Source organism: Chromobacterium sp. Ag138 (assembly GCF_055181315.1).
This window is the reverse complement of the sequence record NZ_JBUPWA010000001.1, coordinates 3,371,692-3,388,834: the sequence shown is the minus strand read 5'-3', so window position 1 is coordinate 3,388,834 and position 17,143 is coordinate 3,371,692. Positions and strand designations below refer to the sequence as shown.

Annotated in this window: 15 protein-coding genes; 5 read left to right on the top strand and 10 right to left on the bottom strand. The window is 65.8% G+C overall.

Going from position 1 to position 17,143, the window contains the following annotated elements; all coding sequences use genetic code 11:
* Positions 1 to 5: 5 nt before the first annotated feature.
* The 10 genes from mraY to gatC form a co-directional block, all read right to left on the bottom strand.
* Positions 6 to 1,091: a phospho-N-acetylmuramoyl-pentapeptide-transferase gene (mraY, locus tag ACY3GB_RS15735; RefSeq protein ID WP_463089574.1), complete on the bottom strand. Its 1,086-nt coding sequence runs from the start codon at positions 1,089 to 1,091 to the stop codon at positions 6 to 8.
* A gap of 1 nt (position 1,092) precedes the next feature.
* Positions 1,093 to 2,454 carry a UDP-N-acetylmuramoyl-tripeptide--D-alanyl-D-alanine ligase gene (locus tag ACY3GB_RS15730; protein ID WP_463089573.1) on the bottom strand — a complete coding sequence of 454 codons (1,362 nt, stop codon included), beginning with the start codon at positions 2,452 to 2,454 and terminating at the stop codon, positions 1,093 to 1,095.
* Positions 2,451 to 3,932, bottom strand: a complete 1,482-nt coding sequence (locus ACY3GB_RS15725) for a UDP-N-acetylmuramoyl-L-alanyl-D-glutamate--2,6-diaminopimelate ligase (protein ID WP_463089572.1) — start codon at positions 3,930 to 3,932, stop codon at positions 2,451 to 2,453. The genes ACY3GB_RS15730 and ACY3GB_RS15725 overlap by 4 nt, the downstream gene beginning before the upstream one ends.
* 4 nt (positions 3,933 to 3,936) lie before the next feature.
* Entirely contained in the window at positions 3,937 to 5,688 is a 1,752-nt protein-coding gene (locus ACY3GB_RS15720; RefSeq protein ID WP_463089571.1) for a peptidoglycan D,D-transpeptidase FtsI family protein, read from the bottom strand.
* Positions 5,688 to 5,960 (bottom strand): cell division protein FtsL, encoded by a 273-nt coding sequence (gene ftsL, locus ACY3GB_RS15715; protein ID WP_021477369.1) that lies wholly within the window; start codon positions 5,958 to 5,960, stop codon positions 5,688 to 5,690. Before ftsL ends, ACY3GB_RS15720 begins: the two co-directional genes overlap by 1 nt.
* Positions 5,957 to 6,919 (bottom strand): 16S rRNA (cytosine(1402)-N(4))-methyltransferase RsmH, encoded by a 963-nt coding sequence (gene rsmH, locus ACY3GB_RS15710; RefSeq protein ID WP_463089570.1) that lies wholly within the window; start codon positions 6,917 to 6,919, stop codon positions 5,957 to 5,959. The genes ftsL and rsmH overlap by 4 nt, the downstream gene beginning before the upstream one ends.
* A complete protein-coding gene (mraZ, locus tag ACY3GB_RS15705) occupies positions 6,916 to 7,362 on the bottom strand; it encodes a division/cell wall cluster transcriptional repressor MraZ (RefSeq protein ID WP_011137898.1) in 447 nt (148 codons plus the stop codon). Before mraZ ends, rsmH begins: the two co-directional genes overlap by 4 nt.
* A gap of 401 nt (positions 7,363 to 7,763) precedes the next feature.
* Positions 7,764 to 9,191 carry an Asp-tRNA(Asn)/Glu-tRNA(Gln) amidotransferase subunit GatB gene (gatB, locus tag ACY3GB_RS15700; protein WP_463089569.1) on the bottom strand — a complete coding sequence of 476 codons (1,428 nt, stop codon included), beginning with the start codon at positions 9,189 to 9,191 and terminating at the stop codon, positions 7,764 to 7,766.
* A 168-nt stretch (positions 9,192 to 9,359) separates the two neighbouring features.
* Positions 9,360 to 10,811, bottom strand: a complete 1,452-nt coding sequence (gene gatA / locus ACY3GB_RS15695) for an Asp-tRNA(Asn)/Glu-tRNA(Gln) amidotransferase subunit GatA (RefSeq protein ID WP_463089568.1) — start codon at positions 10,809 to 10,811, stop codon at positions 9,360 to 9,362.
* Positions 10,812 to 10,893: 82 nt separating this feature from the next.
* On the bottom strand, positions 10,894 to 11,181 hold the full coding sequence (gatC, locus tag ACY3GB_RS15690; protein WP_166439894.1) for an Asp-tRNA(Asn)/Glu-tRNA(Gln) amidotransferase subunit GatC: 288 nt from the start codon (positions 11,179 to 11,181) through the stop codon (positions 10,894 to 10,896).
* Positions 11,182 to 11,534: 353 nt separating this feature from the next.
* Between gatC and ACY3GB_RS15685 the strand changes: the two genes are divergently transcribed.
* From ACY3GB_RS15685 to rodA, 5 genes are all read left to right on the top strand, one after another.
* Positions 11,535 to 12,578, top strand: coding sequence for a rod shape-determining protein (locus tag ACY3GB_RS15685; RefSeq protein ID WP_021477375.1), 1,044 nt, complete (start codon positions 11,535 to 11,537; stop codon positions 12,576 to 12,578).
* Positions 12,579 to 12,642: 64 nt separating this feature from the next.
* Positions 12,643 to 13,551: a rod shape-determining protein MreC gene (mreC, locus tag ACY3GB_RS15680; RefSeq protein ID WP_463089567.1), complete on the top strand. Its 909-nt coding sequence runs from the start codon at positions 12,643 to 12,645 to the stop codon at positions 13,549 to 13,551.
* Positions 13,552 to 13,557: 6 nt separating this feature from the next.
* Positions 13,558 to 14,061 carry a rod shape-determining protein MreD gene (gene mreD / locus ACY3GB_RS15675; protein WP_021477377.1) on the top strand — a complete coding sequence of 168 codons (504 nt, stop codon included), beginning with the start codon at positions 13,558 to 13,560 and terminating at the stop codon, positions 14,059 to 14,061.
* 14 nt (positions 14,062 to 14,075) lie between these two features.
* A complete protein-coding gene (mrdA, locus tag ACY3GB_RS15670) occupies positions 14,076 to 16,016 on the top strand; it encodes a penicillin-binding protein 2 (RefSeq protein ID WP_463089566.1) in 1,941 nt (646 codons plus the stop codon).
* On the top strand, positions 15,997 to 17,091 hold the full coding sequence (gene rodA / locus ACY3GB_RS15665; RefSeq protein WP_046155192.1) for a rod shape-determining protein RodA: 1,095 nt from the start codon (positions 15,997 to 15,999) through the stop codon (positions 17,089 to 17,091). Before mrdA ends, rodA begins: the two co-directional genes overlap by 20 nt.
* The last annotated feature ends 52 nt before the right edge of the window (positions 17,092 to 17,143 follow it).

Below are 17,143 nucleotides of genomic sequence, written 5' to 3'. Positions count from 1 at the left end.
CGTCCTCAGCGCAGCTTCAGCGTCGACAAGCCGATCAGCACCAGCATCATGGTGACGATCCAGAAGCGAACCACCACCTGGGTTTCCTTCCAGCCCTTCAATTCAAAATGGTGATGCAGCGGCGCCATGCGGAACACGCGCTTGCCGGTCAGCTTGAACGAGGTGACCTGGATCATCACCGACAGCGCCTCCATCACGAACAGGCCGCCCATCAGGAACAACACGATCTCCTGGCGCACGATCACCGCCACCGCGCCCAGCGCGGCGCCCAGCGCCAGCGCGCCGACATCGCCCATGAACACCTGGGCCGGATAGGCGTTGAACCATAGAAAGCCCAGACAGGCGCCGCACATCGCCGCGCAAAACACCACCACCTCATGCGCGCCGGGGATGAATGGCAGGCCCAGGTATTTGGAAAACACGGCATGGCCGGCGACGTAGGCGAAGATGGCCAGACCGGCAGCCACCAGCACCGTCGGCAAGGCCGCCAGGCCGTCCAGGCCGTCGGTCAGGTTCACGGCGTTGGAGGTGCCGACAATGACGAAATAGGTCAACACGCAAAAGCCCACCGCGCCCAGCGGATAGGCGACCGTCTTGAAGAAGGGCACGATCAGCTCGGTGGACGCCGGCAGCTTGGCGGTGGCGATCAGGAACACGCCGGCGCCGATGGCGATGGCCGACTGCCACGCCATCTTGAACTTGGCGGACACGCCTTTCGGGTCCTTGTACACCACCTTGCGCCAGTCGTCGTAGAAGCCCAGCGCGCCGGTGCCCAGCATCACCGCCAGCAGCAGCCATATGTATTTGTTGGACAAATCGGCCCACAGCAGCGTGGTCAGCGTGATCGCCAGCAGGATCAGCGAACCGCCCATGGTCGGCGTGCCGGCCTTGACCAGGTGGGTCTGCGGACCATCGTTGCGCACCGCCTGGCCGACCTTCAGCTCGGTCAGCTTGCGGATCACCCACGGCCCCAGCAGCAGCGAGATGGCCAGCGAAGTCAACGCCGCCATCACCGCGCGCAGCGTGGTGTAATTGAAGACATTGAAGGCCCGGATATGCGAACCCAACAGATCAGCCAACCAAAGCAGCACCTTAAACTCCCTCTTTCTTTGCTTGCATCAGGTGTTCCACCACCCGTTCCATGCGCATGAAGCGCGACCCCTTGACCAGAACGGCGGTACCCGACGCCAGCCGGCTATCCAGGCACTCCAACAACTCGTCAATCGAATCAAAACCCTGCCCATCGCCGCCGAACGCGGCTACCGCGCGGCGCGAGGCCTCGCCCAGCGCGAAGAGCTGTTCGATGCCGCGCAGGCGCGCGTGTTCCCCAACTTCGGCATGCAAGGCCGGCGCGGCCTCGCCCAATTCGCCGATATCGCCCATCACGAAGCAGCGCGGGCCCGGCAGTCCGGCCAGCACATCGAGGCCGGCCTTCATCGAATCCGGGTTGGCGTTGTAGCTGTCGTCGATCACGGTCAGGCCGCGCGGGCTTTGCTTGATCTGCAGACGGCCCTTGGCGCCGCCGAAAGACACCAGGCCCTGGGAGATGGCGGCCAGCGGCACGTCCAGCGCCAAGGCGACGGCCGCCGCCGCCAGCGCGTTCCTGACGTTGTGCTCGCCCGGGGCCGGCAGCGCAATCTCCGCCTCGCCCGCCGGGGAGCGCAGCGTGAAACGGCTTCCCAGCGCCGACAGCGCCAGGCCGCGCGCGCTCACGTCGGCCTTGTCCAGGCCGAAGCTCAGCTGGCGATGGCCGCCGGCGGCGGCGCGGAACAGCGGCAGATTGGCGTCGTCGGCGTTGACCACCGCCACGCCGCCATCGGCCAGGCCTTCGAAGATCTCGGCCTTGGCGCGGGCGACGTCCTCGGTGGAGCCGAAGTGCCCGAAGTGGGCGCGCATCGCGTTGTTGACCAGCGCCACCTGCGGCCGAGTCAGCCCGGTCAGGTAGCGCAGCTCGCCGTGATGGTTCATGCCCATCTCGATCACCGCGTAGCGATGTTGCGGCTTCAGCTTCAGCAGCGTCAGCGGCAGGCCGATGTCGTTGTTGAAATTGCCGGCGGTGGCCAGCACGGCATCGGCGCCGGCGTGGGCGCGCAGAATGGCGGCCAGCATTTCCTTGACCGTGGTCTTGCCGTTGGAGCCGGTGACGCCGATGCGGATGGCCGGCTGCGTCGCGCGCCAGCCGGCGGCCAGCCGGCCCAGCGCCAGCCGGGTGTCGTCGCCCGCCTGGATCAGGCTGGCGCCGGCCAGCTCGAAACCGTCGCGCACCAGCGCGGCCGCGCCTTTCGCCGTCACGTCGGCGACGAAATCGTGGGCGTCGAAGCGCTCGCCCTTCAGCGCGACGAACAGATCGCCCGGCTGCGCCTGGCGGCTGTCGGTGATCACGCGCAGCACTTCGCCGTCGGCGCCGATCAGGCGGCCTTGGGCGAGGCGGGCGGCTTGGCTCAGCGTCATCATGGCCGTTTTCCCCACGCGGTCAGCGCCTCTTCCGCGACGCGGAAGTCGGAAAACGGCCGCTTGACGCCGGCGATGTCCTGGTATTCCTCGTGGCCCTTGCCGGCCACCAGCACCACGTCGCCGACGCGGGCCTGCGCCACCGCCCAGTGGATGGCGGCCTCGCGGTCGGCCTCGACATGGGCGCGGGCGGCGTCCATGCCGGCCAGCACGTCGCGGATGATGGCCTGCGGATCCTCGCTGCGCGGGTTGTCGCTGGTCAGCACCGCCACGTCGGCGTGCTTCTCGGCGATGGCGCCCATCATCGGGCGCTTGCCCGGATCGCGGTCGCCGCCGCAGCCGAACACGCAGAACAGCCTGCCGCCGGCCGGGCGGATCTCGGACAGCGTGGCCAGCGCCTTCTCCAGCGCGTCGGGGGTATGCGCGTAATCGATCACCACCAGCGGCTCATGCGCGCCGCCCACGCTCTGCATCCGGCCGCGGGCCGGCTGGATGCGCGCCATCACCGCGGCGGCGTCCTGCAGGCTGACGCCGTTGACGCACAGCGTGGCCAGACAGGCCAGCAGATTGGCGGCGTTGAAGCGGCCGACCAGGCCGGTGCGCACGTCGACCACGCCCCACGGCGTGGTGACCGTCAGCTGCAGGCCTTCCAGCGTGGCGGCCAGCGCCAGCGGACGCACGTCGCCCTGCTCCAGGCCGTAAGTGACCACGCGGGTCAGCTTAGGATCGATCTCGGCGGCCAGCTGGCGGCCGAAAGCGTCGTCGGCGTTGATCACCGCGTGCTTGAGGCCGTCCCAGAAGAACAGCTTTCTCTTCGACTCGCCGTAGGCCTCCATCGAGCCGTGGTAATCCAGGTGGTCGCGGGTCAGGTTGGTGAACACCGCGGTGGCGAATTCGACGCCGTTGACGCGGAACTGGTCCAAGCCGTGGCTGGACACTTCCATCGTCACCACGTGCGCGCCCTGGCGGCGGTATTCGGCCAGCTTCTGCTGCACCGTCACCGGGTCCGGCGTGGTGTGGGTGGTTTCGGTCAATTGACCGTAAAAGCCGTTGCCGACGGTGCCGATCAGCGCCGCCTTCTGGCCCAGCAGCGAGAACGCCTGCGCCAGCCAGTGCGAAATCGAGGTCTTGCCGTTGGTGCCGGTGATGCCGACCACGGTCAGGTCGCGCGAGGGCTGGCCCAGCACGTGGGCGGCGACGATGCCGGCGCGCTCGCGCAGATTGGGCACCGCCAGATTCGGCACTTGCCACTCGGCCTTCCAGGCGAAGCCCTCGGCATCGTCCCACAGCACCGCGGCCGCGCCCTTTTCCAGCGCCGCGGGAATGAAATCGCGGCCGTCGACGTACTCGCCGCGGCAGGCGAGGAACACATCGCCCGGCAGCACGCGGCGGCTGTCGGCCTCCACCCGCTTGATCGGGAGGCCCAGCTGTTGCAACAAGGCCGGATCCCAGTCCGGCAACGCAGTCAAACGGCTCTTCATGATCTTAGAAATCCGCCGGAACCGGGGTCGATTCCGGCAATAAAGTGTTGTTGGATGGCTCGTCCGGCGCGATGTTCAGCACGCGCAGCGCGCCGCCCGCCACCTGCGAGAACACCGGCGCGGACACCGCGCCGCCGTAGTATTTGCCCGCCGACGGCTCGTCTATCATCACCGCCACGATCACCTTGGGCGAGTGGCCGGGCGCGAAGCCCATGAACAGCGCGCGGTGCTTGTTGGCCACATAGGTGCGGCCCTCCAGCTTGCGCGCGGTGCCGCTCTTGCCGCCTATGCTGTAGCCGATGATGCGGCCGCCGACGGCGCCGCCGCCCGGCTGGCTGTTGGCGATCAGCAGATCGCGCATCTCGTGCGCGGTCTTTTCGTTGAGCACGCGCTTGCCCGGCATCGGATTGGCCGTCTTGTACAGCGAGATCGGCAGCATCACGCCGTCGTTGGCGAAGATGGTGTAGGCGCGCGCCATCTGGATCAGGCTGACCGATATGCCATAGCCGAAGGACATGGTCGCCTGCTCGATCGGACGCCATTTGTGCCAGTCTCGCAGCCGGCCGCCGGCCTCGCCGGGAAAGCCGGTTTCCGGCGCCCGGCCGAAGCCCAGCGCGTCGTAATGGGCCCAGGACTCTTCCGGGCTGTTCATCAGCGCCAGCTTGCTGGTGCCGACGTTGGACGATTTCTGGATGATGCCGAGGATGTCCAAGCTGGGGCGCGGCGCCACGTCGCGGATGGTGGCCGGCCCGATCATGTAAGTGTGGGTGTCCAGCACCGTGTTCAGATTGGCCTTGCCGTGCTCCAGCGCCAGCGAGATCGACAGCGGCTTCATGGTGGAGCCCGGCTCGAACAGGTCGATCACGCCGCGGTTGCGCATCATCTCCGGCGTCACGCCGCTGCGGTTGTTCGGATTGAACGACGGGTAGTTGGCCAGCGCCAGCAGCTCGCCGGTGTGGGCATCCAGCACCACCACGCTGCCGGCCTTGGCCTTGTTGGCCTCCACCGCGGCCTTGATCTCGCGGTAGGCCAGGTACTGGATGCGATGGTCTATCGCCAGCGCCAGCTTCTGGCCGTCGCGCGGCGGTTCGATGGCAGCGACGTCCTCGATGATGTGGCCGCGGCGGTCCTTCAGCACCACGCGGCGGCCGTCCTTGCCGGACAGCATCTTCTCGCGGGCGAGCTCCACGCCTTCCTGGCCCTTGCCGTCCACGCCGGTGAAACCGATGATGTGCGACACGATCTCGCCGGCCGGGTAGAAGCGGCGGAACTCCTGCTGCTTGGCGATGCCGGGCACGCCCAGCGCCATCACCTTGTCCGCCAGCTCCGGGCTGATCTGGCGCTTGATGTAGACGAATTCCTTCTTGCGGTCGGACAGCTTGGCCGACAGCTCTTCCGGCGACAGGTCCAGCAGGCCGGCCAGTTCGCGCAGCTTGGCCGGCGGCACCGGCTCCATGTCGGCCGGGCTGGCCCAGATGGTCTGCACCGGCGAGCTGATCGCCAGCGGCTCGCCGTTGCGGTCGGTGATCACGCCGCGGTTGGCCTCCAGCATCAGCGTGCGACGGAAGCGCGCCTCGCCCTGGCCCTGCAGGAAGTCCTGCTGCACCACCTGCAGATAGACCGCGCGGCCGATCAGCGCTAGGAACAGCAAGGCCAGCATCAGCAGCACGCAGCGCACGCGCGTGCTGGTCATCCGCAGCGCGGGACTGGCCGGCGCGGGGCGGGTGCGGACGCTGTAGCTGGAACCGGCGCGCATCACAGCGCTCCCTTGGCGGTGATCACCTGGATCTGGCGCGGATCAGGCGTGTGCATGTCCAGGCGGGTGGACGCGGCTTTCTCGATCACCGCGTGCGCGCCCCAGGTGCTCTGCTCCAGCTGCAGCTGGCCGAACTCCACCTCCAGCTGCTGCCCCGACTTGGTTTCCTTCTGCAAGTCGCTGTAGAGCTTGCGCGACACGTGCGTGGACGTCACCACCGACCAGGCGGAGAACACGGCCATCAGCAGCAGCGTCGCGTTGAGCTTGTTCATGCGTCGCCCTCCCGCCACGGCGCGGCGGTGCGCTCGGCCACGCGCATGATGGCGCTGCGGGCGCGCGGGTTCTCGCGCAGCTCCTCGTCGCCGGCGCGGATCGCCTTGCCGACCAGATCGATCGGCGGCTTGGCCATGTCGGCCGCGCGCACCATCGCCCAGGCCGGCAGCTTTTCCTCGCTGCTGACGTCGCGCAGGTACTGCTTGACGATGCGGTCCTCCAGCGAATGGAAGCTGATCACCGCCAGGCGGCCGCCTTCGTTAAGCAGACGCGCCGCCTGCGGCAGCACCGCCTTCAGCTCGTCCAGCTCGCGGTTCACAAAGATCCGGATCGCCTGGAAGGTTCGCGTCGCCGGGTCTTGGCCCGGTTCGCGAGTACGGACGTTTTGCCCAACGAGCACAGAGAGCTCGCGGGTGGTCGTGATGGGGTTTTCCCCCCGTTGCGCAACAATGGCTGCTGCGATCTTGCGAGCAAACCGCTCTTCACCATAAGTCTTGATGACCTCTCTGATATCGGCCTCGTCGGCCGTTGCCAACCACTCGGCGGCGGTGACGCCGCGGGTGGTATCCATGCGCATGTCCAGCGGCGCGTCGAAGCGGAAGCTGAAACCGCGGCTGCCGTCGTCGATCTGCGGCGACGACACGCCCAGGTCCATCAACACGCCGTCGACGCCGGCCACGCCCAGGCGGGCGAGCTCGGCCGACAGCGTCTCGAAACCGTTGTGAACGATGTTGAAGCGGGGGGCCTCCGCCGCCAGCCTTTCGGCGACGGCGATGGCTTCCAGATCTTTGTCGAAGGCGATCAGCCGGCCGGAAGGGCCGAGCTTCGACAGGATCAGGCGGCTGTGGCCTCCGCGACCGAAGGTGCAATCGACGTAGACGCCATCCGGCCGGATGGCGAGCGCGTCGACCGCTTCGGTCAGCAATACCGTGCGGTGCACGAAGGTGGGGGTGCTCACAGCGTGAAATCTCCAAGGTGTTGCGCCAAATCGGCTTGGTCGATGGCCAGCGCGTCAGCGGTCTGGCTATCCCATTCCTCGGCATTCCACAGTTCGAAGCGGTTGCCCATGCCTACCAGGGCAACGTCCTTGTCCAGCGCGGTCAGTTCGCGCAGGCGGGCCGGCAGCAGCACGCGGCCGGCGGAGTCCATTTCCAGGGTCTCGGCATGGCCGAGCACCAGTCGTTGATAGCGTTTCAGGGTGGGATTGCCGGTGGGAAGGGCCAGCAGACGGGCCTCGACCGGGCGCCAGTTGGGTTCGGGGTAAAGCAGCAGATGGTCTTGGGATTCGAGGGTGACGACCAGCTTGTGCCCAAACGCGGACAGCAGCGTCTCGCGGTGCTTGGCCGGAATAGCCAAGCGCCCCTTGCTATCGAGAGACAAGATGCTGACGCCACCAATCATGATTTGAGAATCCGCTGACCGAGAAAACGGAGCCGTCGCTCCGGGGGGAGAATTTCCCCACTTTCACCCACTTTGACCCACTTTCCGCCACTATAAGAAAGAACTGCCCCACGGTCAACATAGGGATTTACTAATTCGCCTTTTGAGACAATGACTTACGGGCGCACGTAAAAATGGAATCTGAAACAAATCAGTGACTTAAATTCGCCTGTAAAAGTGGGACATGAACATTGCGGGTCGCGGAGACTGTAACAAGGCGGCAATAATTGCCGATGGAACTGTTTGAACCACAAGTATCTTCAGGAAAAGCAACAAATTACCGGCGGCGATTTTCAGCCATGTATTTAAAAAACAACAGGGCGGCCATTCAGGCCGCCTTGTTGTTCCGGGCGATCAAACGATCAAGACAGCTTTTGGCGCAGGATGTCCTGCACCTGGGCCGGATTGGCCTTGCCCTTGGACGCCTTCATCACCTGGCCGGCCAGCGCGTTCAGCGCCTTTTCCTTGCCGGCGCGGAACTCCTCCACCGCCTTGGGATTGGCGGCGATCGCCTCTTCCACCATTTTCTCGATGGCGCCGACGTCGGACACCTGCTTCAGGCCGTCGCGCTCGATGATGGCGTCGGCGGACAGATCGCTGTCCCACAGCGCGTCGAACACCTGCTTGGCCAGCTTGCTGGACAAGGTGTTGTCGGCGATGCGGACAATCAGGCCGGACAGGCGCTCAGCCGAGATCGGGCAAGCGGCGATGTCCTGGCCGTCGCGGTTCAGCCGCGCGGCGATTTCGCCGTTGATCCAGTTGGCGGCCAGCTTGCCCTGGCCGGAGGCCTTGGCGGCGGCTTCGAAATACTGCGCCTGGGCCAGACTGGACGTCAGCAGCGCCGCGTCGTAGGCCGACACGCCGTAAGCATCGACGAAGCGGGCCTGCATCGCGGCCGGCAGCTCCGGCATCTCGCCCTTGATGCGGGCGATCTGCTCGTCGGAGATGCGCACCGGCAGCAGGTCCGGATCCGGGAAGTAGCGGTAGTCGTGCGCGTCTTCCTTGCTGCGCATCATGCGGGTCTCGCCGCTGTCCGGGTCGAACAGCACGGTGGCCTGCTGCACCTTGCCGCCGTCTTCCAGCGTGTCGATCTGCCACTGGATCTCGTACTTGGCGGCCTGCTCCAGGAAACGGAAGGAGTTGAGGTTCTTGATCTCGCGCCGGGTGCCGAATTCTTTCTGCCCCTCCGGGCGCACCGACACGTTGACGTCCATGCGGAAGCTGCCTTCCTGCATATTGCCGTCGCAGATGCCCAGCCAGGTCACCAGCGTGTACAAGGCCTTGACGTAGGCCAGCGCCTCGTCGACCGAGCGCATGTCCGGCTCTGACACCACTTCCAAGAGCGGGGTGCCAGCGCGGTTGAGGTCGATGCCCGACAGGCCCTGGAAGTCTTCGTGCAGGCTCTTGCCGGCGTCTTCTTCCATGTGAGCGCGGGTCACGCCGATCACCTTCTCCTGGTCGCCGACCAGAATCTTGAGCTTGCCGCCTTCGACGATGGGCAAGTCCATCTGGCTGATCTGGTAGCCCTTGGGGAGGTCCGGATAGAAGTAGTTCTTGCGGGCGAACACGTTCTTCTGGTTGATGTTGGCGTCCAGCGCCAGACCCAGGCGGATGGCCTTGTCCACCACCGCGCGGTTCAGCACCGGCAGCACGCCGGGCAGCGCCAGCTCCACCGCGGAGGCCTGGGTGTTCGGCTCGGCGCCGAAAGCGGTGCTGGCGCCGGAGAAAATCTTGGAGGCGGTATTGAGCTGCACGTGCACCTCGATACCGATGACGACTTCCCATTTCATGGTCGGAAAATCCTTATTCATGCCAGGACGCAGCCAGAGCTGCGCCCTCGAAAACGTAAACTTTCAGTCAGCGCGCGAGCGGCGCGAAGGCAAGGCGGGCGCGCGCAGGCAGTACACTCGTACGGCAAACGCGCCCAACGCGGCATTCGCGTCGCGCAGCCGCCGGCGTTACAGCGCCGGCGCCTTGGCGTGCCAGTCTGTCGCTTGCTGGAACCGGTGCGCGACGTTCAGCATCTTGGCCTCGGCGAAGTAATTGCCGATGATCTGCAGGCCGATCGGGCGGCCGTTGGCGGCGAAGCCCGCCGGCACGCTCATGCCCGGCAGGCCGGCCAGATTCACCGACAGCGTGTAGACGTCGGACAGATACATCTGTACCGGATCGGACGCCATCTGGCCCAGGTCGAAGGCGGCGGTCGGCGCCACCGGCCCCAGGATCACGTCGCACTGCTGGAAGGCGGCCTTGAAATCGTTGGCGATCAGTCGGCGGATCTTCTGCGCCTTCAGGTAGTAGGCGTCGTAGTAGCCGTGGCTCAGCACGTAGCTGCCCACCAGGATGCGGCGCTTGACCTCGTCGCCGAAGCCTTCGGCGCGGGTCTTCTCGTACATGTCGACCAGATCCTTGTAGTCCTTGGCGCGGTGGCCGTAGCGGACGCCGTCGTAGCGGGACAGGTTGGTCGAGGCCTCAGCCGGCGCGATCACGTAATAGGCCGGGATCGACAGCTCGGTGTTGGGCAGCGCGATCTCCACCGCCTCGGCGCCCAGCTTCTTCAGCTCGCTCACCGCATTGTCGACGGCGCGCGCCACATCGCCATCCAGGCCGGCGGCGAAGTATTCCTTGGGCAGGCCCACCTTCAGGCCGGCCAGGGATTGATTCAGGTCGCGGGCGTAGTCTTCCTTGGCGCGCTCCAGGCTGGTGGAGTCGCGCGCGTCGAAGCCGGCCATCACGTTCAGCATCAGCGCGCAGTCCTCGGCGGTTTGCGCGATCGGGCCGCCCTGGTCCAGCGAGGAGGCGAAGGCCACCATGCCGTAGCGCGACACCACGCCATAAGTCGGCTTGATGCCGGTGACGCCGCAGTGGCTGGCCGGCTGGCGGATGGAGCCGCCGGTGTCGGTGGCGGTGGCCACCGGTGCCAGGCGCGCGGCGACGGCGGCGGCGGAGCCGCCGGAGCTGCCGCCCGGAATCGCCTTGGCGTCCCACGGATTCCTCACCGCGCCGTAGAACGAGTTTTCATTGGACGAACCCATCGCGAACTCGTCCATATTGGCGCGGCCCAGCGTCACCATGCCGGCGGCGGCGCATTGCTCCACCACGTGGGCGCTGTACGGCGAGACGAAGTTGTCCAGCATCTTGGAGCCGCAGCTGGTCTTCCAGCCTTGCTGGCAGAACAGATCCTTGTGCAGCAGCGGCACGCCGGCCAGCGGATGGGCGTCGCCGGCGGCGATGCGCGCGTCGGCGGCGCGGGCTTCGGCCAGCGTCTTTTCGCGGTCGACCGTGATCACCGCGTTGAGCGCCGGGTTCAGCGCCTCGATGCGGTCCAGGTACTGGCCGGCCAGTTCCACGCTGGAAACCTGTTTGGCCGCCAGCTGTTGCGACAATTGCTTGAGGGTGGCTTGTGTCATTTCGATCAAATCTTGCTATCCGGATAGTCTGGCCCGGCCGGCGATTTTCTGGGAACCAATCGCGGCGGGACGGCTCACAGGCTTACTCGATCACTTTGGGAACGAGGAACAGGCCTTTTTCCACTTGCGGCGCGACCGCCTGGAAGGCCTCGCGCTGGCTGGTCTCGGTAACGACGTCGTCGCGCAAACGCAGCGACACGTCCTGCGGATGCGCCATCGGCTCGATGCCGTCGGTGTCCACCGCCTGCATCTTCTCGATCAGGCCGAAAATATTGTTGAGCTGGTCCGCTGTGGCGGCGATTTCCGCCTCGCTCACATTGATGCGGGCAAGCTTGGCGATCCGTGCGACATCCTGATGCGTCAGCGACATGGCTTCCTCGTTAAAACCTTTAATATTTCAAGCTTTATAGGGTATCATACCCCGTTTGATTCTCCCAAGATCGACATTGCGCCACGACGCATTCCGGGGGCATTTTCCGCCCCGCCGGAAGCCCGCGCCGGGGCCAGCAGACGCAGGCCGGATCCGCCGCCGGGAAAGACCGGCAACAACTGTTTGAGGCTCCCCGCATCGACGCGACAAAACGCCCGTGCGCAACGCTGAAAACAGTGAATAGTTGCCACGCCTGATAAAAAGGCGGGGAAACGGGCCTGCCACAGATTAAACTGGATTTTTACGGACGCCGCCGGCGTCCGCCACTGACGAAAACTGACCAGGACCGCCCAATGTTTCGTTCGCTGACCGGATACTTCTCCAACGACCTCGCCATCGACCTCGGCACCGCCAACACCCTGATCTACATGCGCAGCAAAGGCATCGTGCTGGACGAGCCTTCGGTCGTCGCCATCCACAACGACGCGCCGACCAACAAGAAATCCATCCTGGCCGTCGGCCTGGAAGCCAAGCGCATGCTGGGCCGCACCCCGGGCAGCATCCAGGCGATCCGCCCGATGAAGGACGGCGTGATCGCCGACTTCACCGTCACCGAGCAGATGCTGAAGCAGTTCATCAAGAAGGTGAACCCGAACCGCTTCTTCGCCGCCAGCCCCCGCATCGTGATCTGCGTGCCCTGCGGCTCCACCCAGGTGGAGCGCAAGGCGATCCGCGATTCCGCCCTCGCCGCCGGCGCCCGCCGCGTCGAGCTGATCGAAGAGCCGATGGCCGCGGCGATCGGCGCCGGCCTGCCGGTGGAAGAGCCGACCGGCTCGATGGTGGTGGACATCGGCGGCGGCACCACCGAAGTCGGCGTGATCTCGCTGGGCGGCGTGGTCTACTCCAACTCGGTGCGCGTCGGCGGCGACAAGTTCGACGAGTCCATCATCAACTACATCCGCCGCAACTACGGCATGCTGATCGGCGAGACCACCGCCGAGGAAATCAAGAAAACCATCGGCTCCGCCTTCCCGGGCGCCGAGGTGCGCGAAATGGAAGTCAAGGGCCGCAACCTGGCCGAAGGCATTCCGCGCGCGTTCACCGTGTCTTCCAATGAAATCCTGGAAGCGCTGACCGAGCCGCTGAACCAGATCGTTTCCGCGGTGAAAATCGCGCTGGAGCAGACTCCGCCGGAACTGGGCGCCGACATCGCCGAGAAGGGCATGGTGCTGACCGGCGGCGGCGCGCTGCTGAAGGACATCGACCGCCTGCTGGCGGAAGAAACCGGCCTGCCGGTGTTCGTGGCCGAAGAACCGCTGACCTGCGTGGTGCGCGGCTCCGGCAAGGCGCTGGAAAAAATGGACAAGATCGGCACCATTTTCACCAACGTGCCTTAAACTTCCAGCAAACACCCTGTAAACCGAGCGAACGCCGCGCCGTCAAGGCGCGGTGGCTGTGGCCATGGATTTCGCCAACACCCCAAGCTTTTTCCGCTCCGGGCCGCCCCCGGCTGCGCGCCTGGCCATGAGCGTCGTCGCCTCGATCGCGCTCTTGATCGGGGACAGCCGCTACGGCCTGATGGAACAGGCGCGCGAAGCGCTGTCGCTGGCGCTGTACCCGGTGCAGCGCGCGGTCAACATGCCGGCCCAGGCGGTGCGCCACGCCGGCGACTACCTGACCTCGCAGGCCGAGCTGAAGCAGGAAAACACCCTGCTGCGCGAGCGGCAGCTGCAGATGGCCGCCCAGCTGGGACGGCTGCAGACGCTGGAGCGCGAGCTGAACGAACTGCGCCAGCTGAACGGCATCCGCGCGCAACGCGACGACTCGGCGCAGATCGCCGAGACGCTGTACACCGGCCGCGACCCGTTCTCGTACAAGATCATCATCGACAAGGGCGACGACGCCAAGCTGCAGGCCGGCCAGCCGGTGGTGGACGCGCGCGGTCTCCTGGGACAGGTGACGCGGGTGCAGCCGCTGACCGCCGAGGTGACCTTGATCATCGACAAGAACCAGATGGTTCCGGTGATGATCGCCCGCACCGGCGAGCGCGCCATCCTCTATGGTTATGGTGGCGGCATCGAACTGCGCTACCTGCCCCAGAGTTCGGACGTCAAGGAAAACGACCGCATCGTCACCTCCGGCCTGGACGGCGTGTTCCCGGAAGGCATCCCGGTGGCGGTGGTGAGCAAGGTCGATCGCAATGCCGGCGCCGCCTTCACCCGCGTCAGCACCCTGCCGATGTCCGGCGTGCAGCAAACCCGCTACGTGCTGGTGCTGCAGGCCAAAGAAACTCGCCCGCGCCCGGCGGAACCCCCGGCGCTGCCGGAGAAGAAGACCAAGGGCGGCAAGAAGTCCGCCGACGAGGAGTAAGCCCAGATGTCGTTGGACCGCCCCAAGGAATTGCTCAAGCCGGTCAAGCGCCGCTTCATCCTGACCACCTTCGTGATCGCCGTGCTGGTCGAGCTGGTGCCGCTGCCGCACGGCAGCACGCGCTGGCTGCCCGACTTCATCGGCCTGTTGATTCTGTATTGGGTGATCAACCAGCCGCGCCGGGTCAACATCGGCATCGCCTTCCTGATGGGCATCATCGCCGACGTGTCCACCGCCGGCCTGTTCGGCCAGCACGCGCTGGCCTACTCGATCACCGCCTTCCTGGCCTTGAGCCGCCAGCGCCAGCTGGTGATGTTCAACCTGGGCCAGCAGGCGCTGGTGGTGCTGGGCCTGATGCTGACCAACCAGCTGATCATGGTGGTGGTGCGGATGCTGACCGGTTCCGCCTTCGTCGGCTGGAGCTATTTCCTGCCGCCCTTGATCGGCGCGCTGCTGTGGCCGCTGTTGACCAAGCTGATGCTGATTCCCTACCGCCACCACACGGCATGAAACCCGACTGATCCATGCGCCGCCCGTCCCGTTTCAAGAACCCGCAGTCCGAAGAAGCCCAGTTCGAGCTGCGGCTGGTCATCGCCTACGCGCTGATCATCCTGATGTTCCTCACCCTGCTCGCGCGCTTCGTCTGGCTGCAGGTGCTGCAGCACGACCATTTCTCCACGCTGGCCCAGAACAACCGCATCTCGCTGGTGCCCATCCTGCCCAACCGCGGCCTGATCCTGGACCGCAACGGCATCGTGCTGGCGCAGAATTATTCCGCTTACACGCTGGAGCTGACGCCCAGCAAGATTCCCGACCTCGCCGCCACCGTCGCCAAGCTGAAGACGCTGGCCGACGTCAGCCCGCGCGACGAGAAGCTGTTCAAGAAGCTGCTGGCCGAAAGCAAGAATTTCGAAGCCATTCCGCTGAAGGTCAAGCTGACCGACGATGAGGCCGCGCGCGTCGCCGCCCACGGCTTCGAGCTGCCCGGCGTCGAGGTCAAGGCCAGGCTGTTCCGCGATTATCCGTACAAGGAAATGACCAGCCACGTGCTGGGCTACATCGGCCGCATCAACCAAAGGGACAAGGAGCGGCTGGAGGAAGAGGACAAGACCACCAACTACAAGGGCACCAACTACATCGGCAAGACCGGCCTGGAAGCAGTGTACGAGGAAGACCTGCACGGCCAGGTGGGCTTCGAGGAGATGGAGACCGACTCCGGCGGCCGCGCGGTGCGCAGCCTGCGCCGCACGCCGCCGGTCAACGGCAACACGCTGAAGCTGGCGCTGGACATCCGGCTGCAGGAAATGGCCGACAAGCTGTTCGGCGAGCGCCGCGGCGCGCTGGTGGCGATAGACCCCAACACCGGCGGCGTGCTGGCCTTCCTGTCCAAGCCCGGCTTCGATCCCAGCCTGTTCATCGACGGCATCGACACCCAGACCTGGACCGCGCTGAACACCGACTGGCAGAAGCCGCTGATCAACCGCGCGCTGCGCGGCACCTACCCGCCGGGCTCCACTTTCAAGCCCTTCATGGCGATGGCGGCGCTGAACACCCACAGCATAGGCATGCGCGACATCCGCCCGGCGCCCGGCTACTTCACGCTGCCCGGCTCCAGCCACCAGTTCCGCGACAGCAAGAAAAGCGGCAACGGCATGGTCAACCTGCAGCGCGCGATCACCGTGTCCAGCGACACCTTCTTCTACAAGCTGGCCTGGGACATGGGCATAGACAAGATCCACCCGGTGGTCGGCTCCTTCGGCCTGGGCAGCAAGACCGGCATCGACCTGGACGGCGAGGCCACCGGGGTGCTGCCGTCCAAGGAATGGAAGGAAAAACGCTTCGCCCGCTACAAGCCCGAGGTGCGGCGCTGGTATCCGGCCGACGTGGTCAGCATCGGCATCGGCCAGGGCTTCAACGCCTACACCCCGCTGCAGATGGCCAACGCCACCGCCATCATGGCCAACGGCGGCCAGGTGTTCAAACCGCACCTGGTGCAGCAGGTGGTGGACTCCAAGACCGGAAAATCCCGCCAGATCGAGCCGCAGCCGATCCGGCAGCTGCCTTACCCGAAGGAATACTTCGACTACATCAAGGAAGGCATGCGCAACGTGATGATCTCCGGCACCGGCGCCCGCGTCGGCGCCGGCCTGCAATACTCGATGGCCGGCAAGACCGGCACCGCCCAGGTGGTGGCCATCAAGCAGGGCGCCAAGTACAACGCCGCGGCGCTGGCCGAGCAGTACCGCGACCACAGCTGGTTCATCGCCTTCGCGCCGGTGGAGCAGCCCAAGATCGCGGTGGCCATCATCGTCGAGAACGCCGGCTTCGGCGCCGCCGCCGCCGCGCCGGTGGCGCGCGGCCTGTTCGACTTCTACCTGACCGGCAAGGTGCGCAACGACCTGGCCGGCCTGCTGAAAACCGTGCCGATGGAAAACGGAGACGTACGTGAAGACGCCGCTGATTAAGCAGATCTGGCAGCAGATAAAAGAGCCGCTGGACGGCTGGCTGATGCTGTTCCTCGGCCTGATCTTCGCGGTCAGCATGGTGCTGCTGTACTCCGCCAACAACCAGTCCTTCGACAAGATAGACAACAAGCTGATCTACACCGCGATGGCGCTCACCGTGATGTGGGTGATCGCGCGGATGCGGCCGCAGAGCGTGATGAACTTCGCGCCGCCCATCTACGTGCTGGGCGTGCTGCTGCTGATCGCCGTGCACTTCAAGGGCATCACCGTGAACGGCTCCACCCGCTGGCTGAGCCTGGGCGTCACCCGCATCCAGCCGTCGGAGATCCTGAAGATCGCGCTGCCGATGATGCTGGCCTGGTTCTTCCAGAAATACGAGCTGTCGCTGCGCTGGTGGCATTACCTGATCGCCGCCGCCATCATGCTGGTGCCGGTGGGCCTGGTGCTGAAGCAGCCCGACCTGGGCACCGCGCTGCTGATCGCCGCCGCCGGCTTCTTCGTGCTGTTTTTCGCCGGCCTGCCGTGGAAGGTGATCCTGGCCGGCGCGGTGATGGCCGCCGCCAGCCTGCCCATCGTCTGGAACCATCTGCACGACTACCAGCGCAAGCGGGTGCTGACCCTGATCGACCCCACCACCGACCCGCTGGGCACCGGCTACCACATCATCCAGTCGATGATCGCCATCGGCTCCGGCGGGCCGTGGGGCAAGGGCTGGCTCAACGGCACCCAGACCCACCTGGACTACATCCCGGAGCGCACCACCGACTTCATCTTCGCCGTCTACTCCGAGGAGTTCGGCCTGGCCGGCAACGCGGTGCTGCTGACGCTCTACCTGCTGATCCTGAGCCGGGCGATGATGATCACCGCCAGCGCCCAGACGCTGTACGGCCGGCTGATGGCCGGATCGATCACCATGTCCTTCTTCGTCTACGCCTTCGTCAACATGGGCATGGTGTCCGGCATCCTGCCGGTGGTGGGCGTGCCGCTGCCCTTCATGTCCTACGGCGGCACCGCCTCGGTCACGCTGTTCATCGGCATGGGCATGCTGATGGGCATCAGCAATCTGCGGCGCTGAGCGCCCGCGCCGGAACCCTTGCCGAACCGGCCTGCCCAAGCAGGCCGGTTTG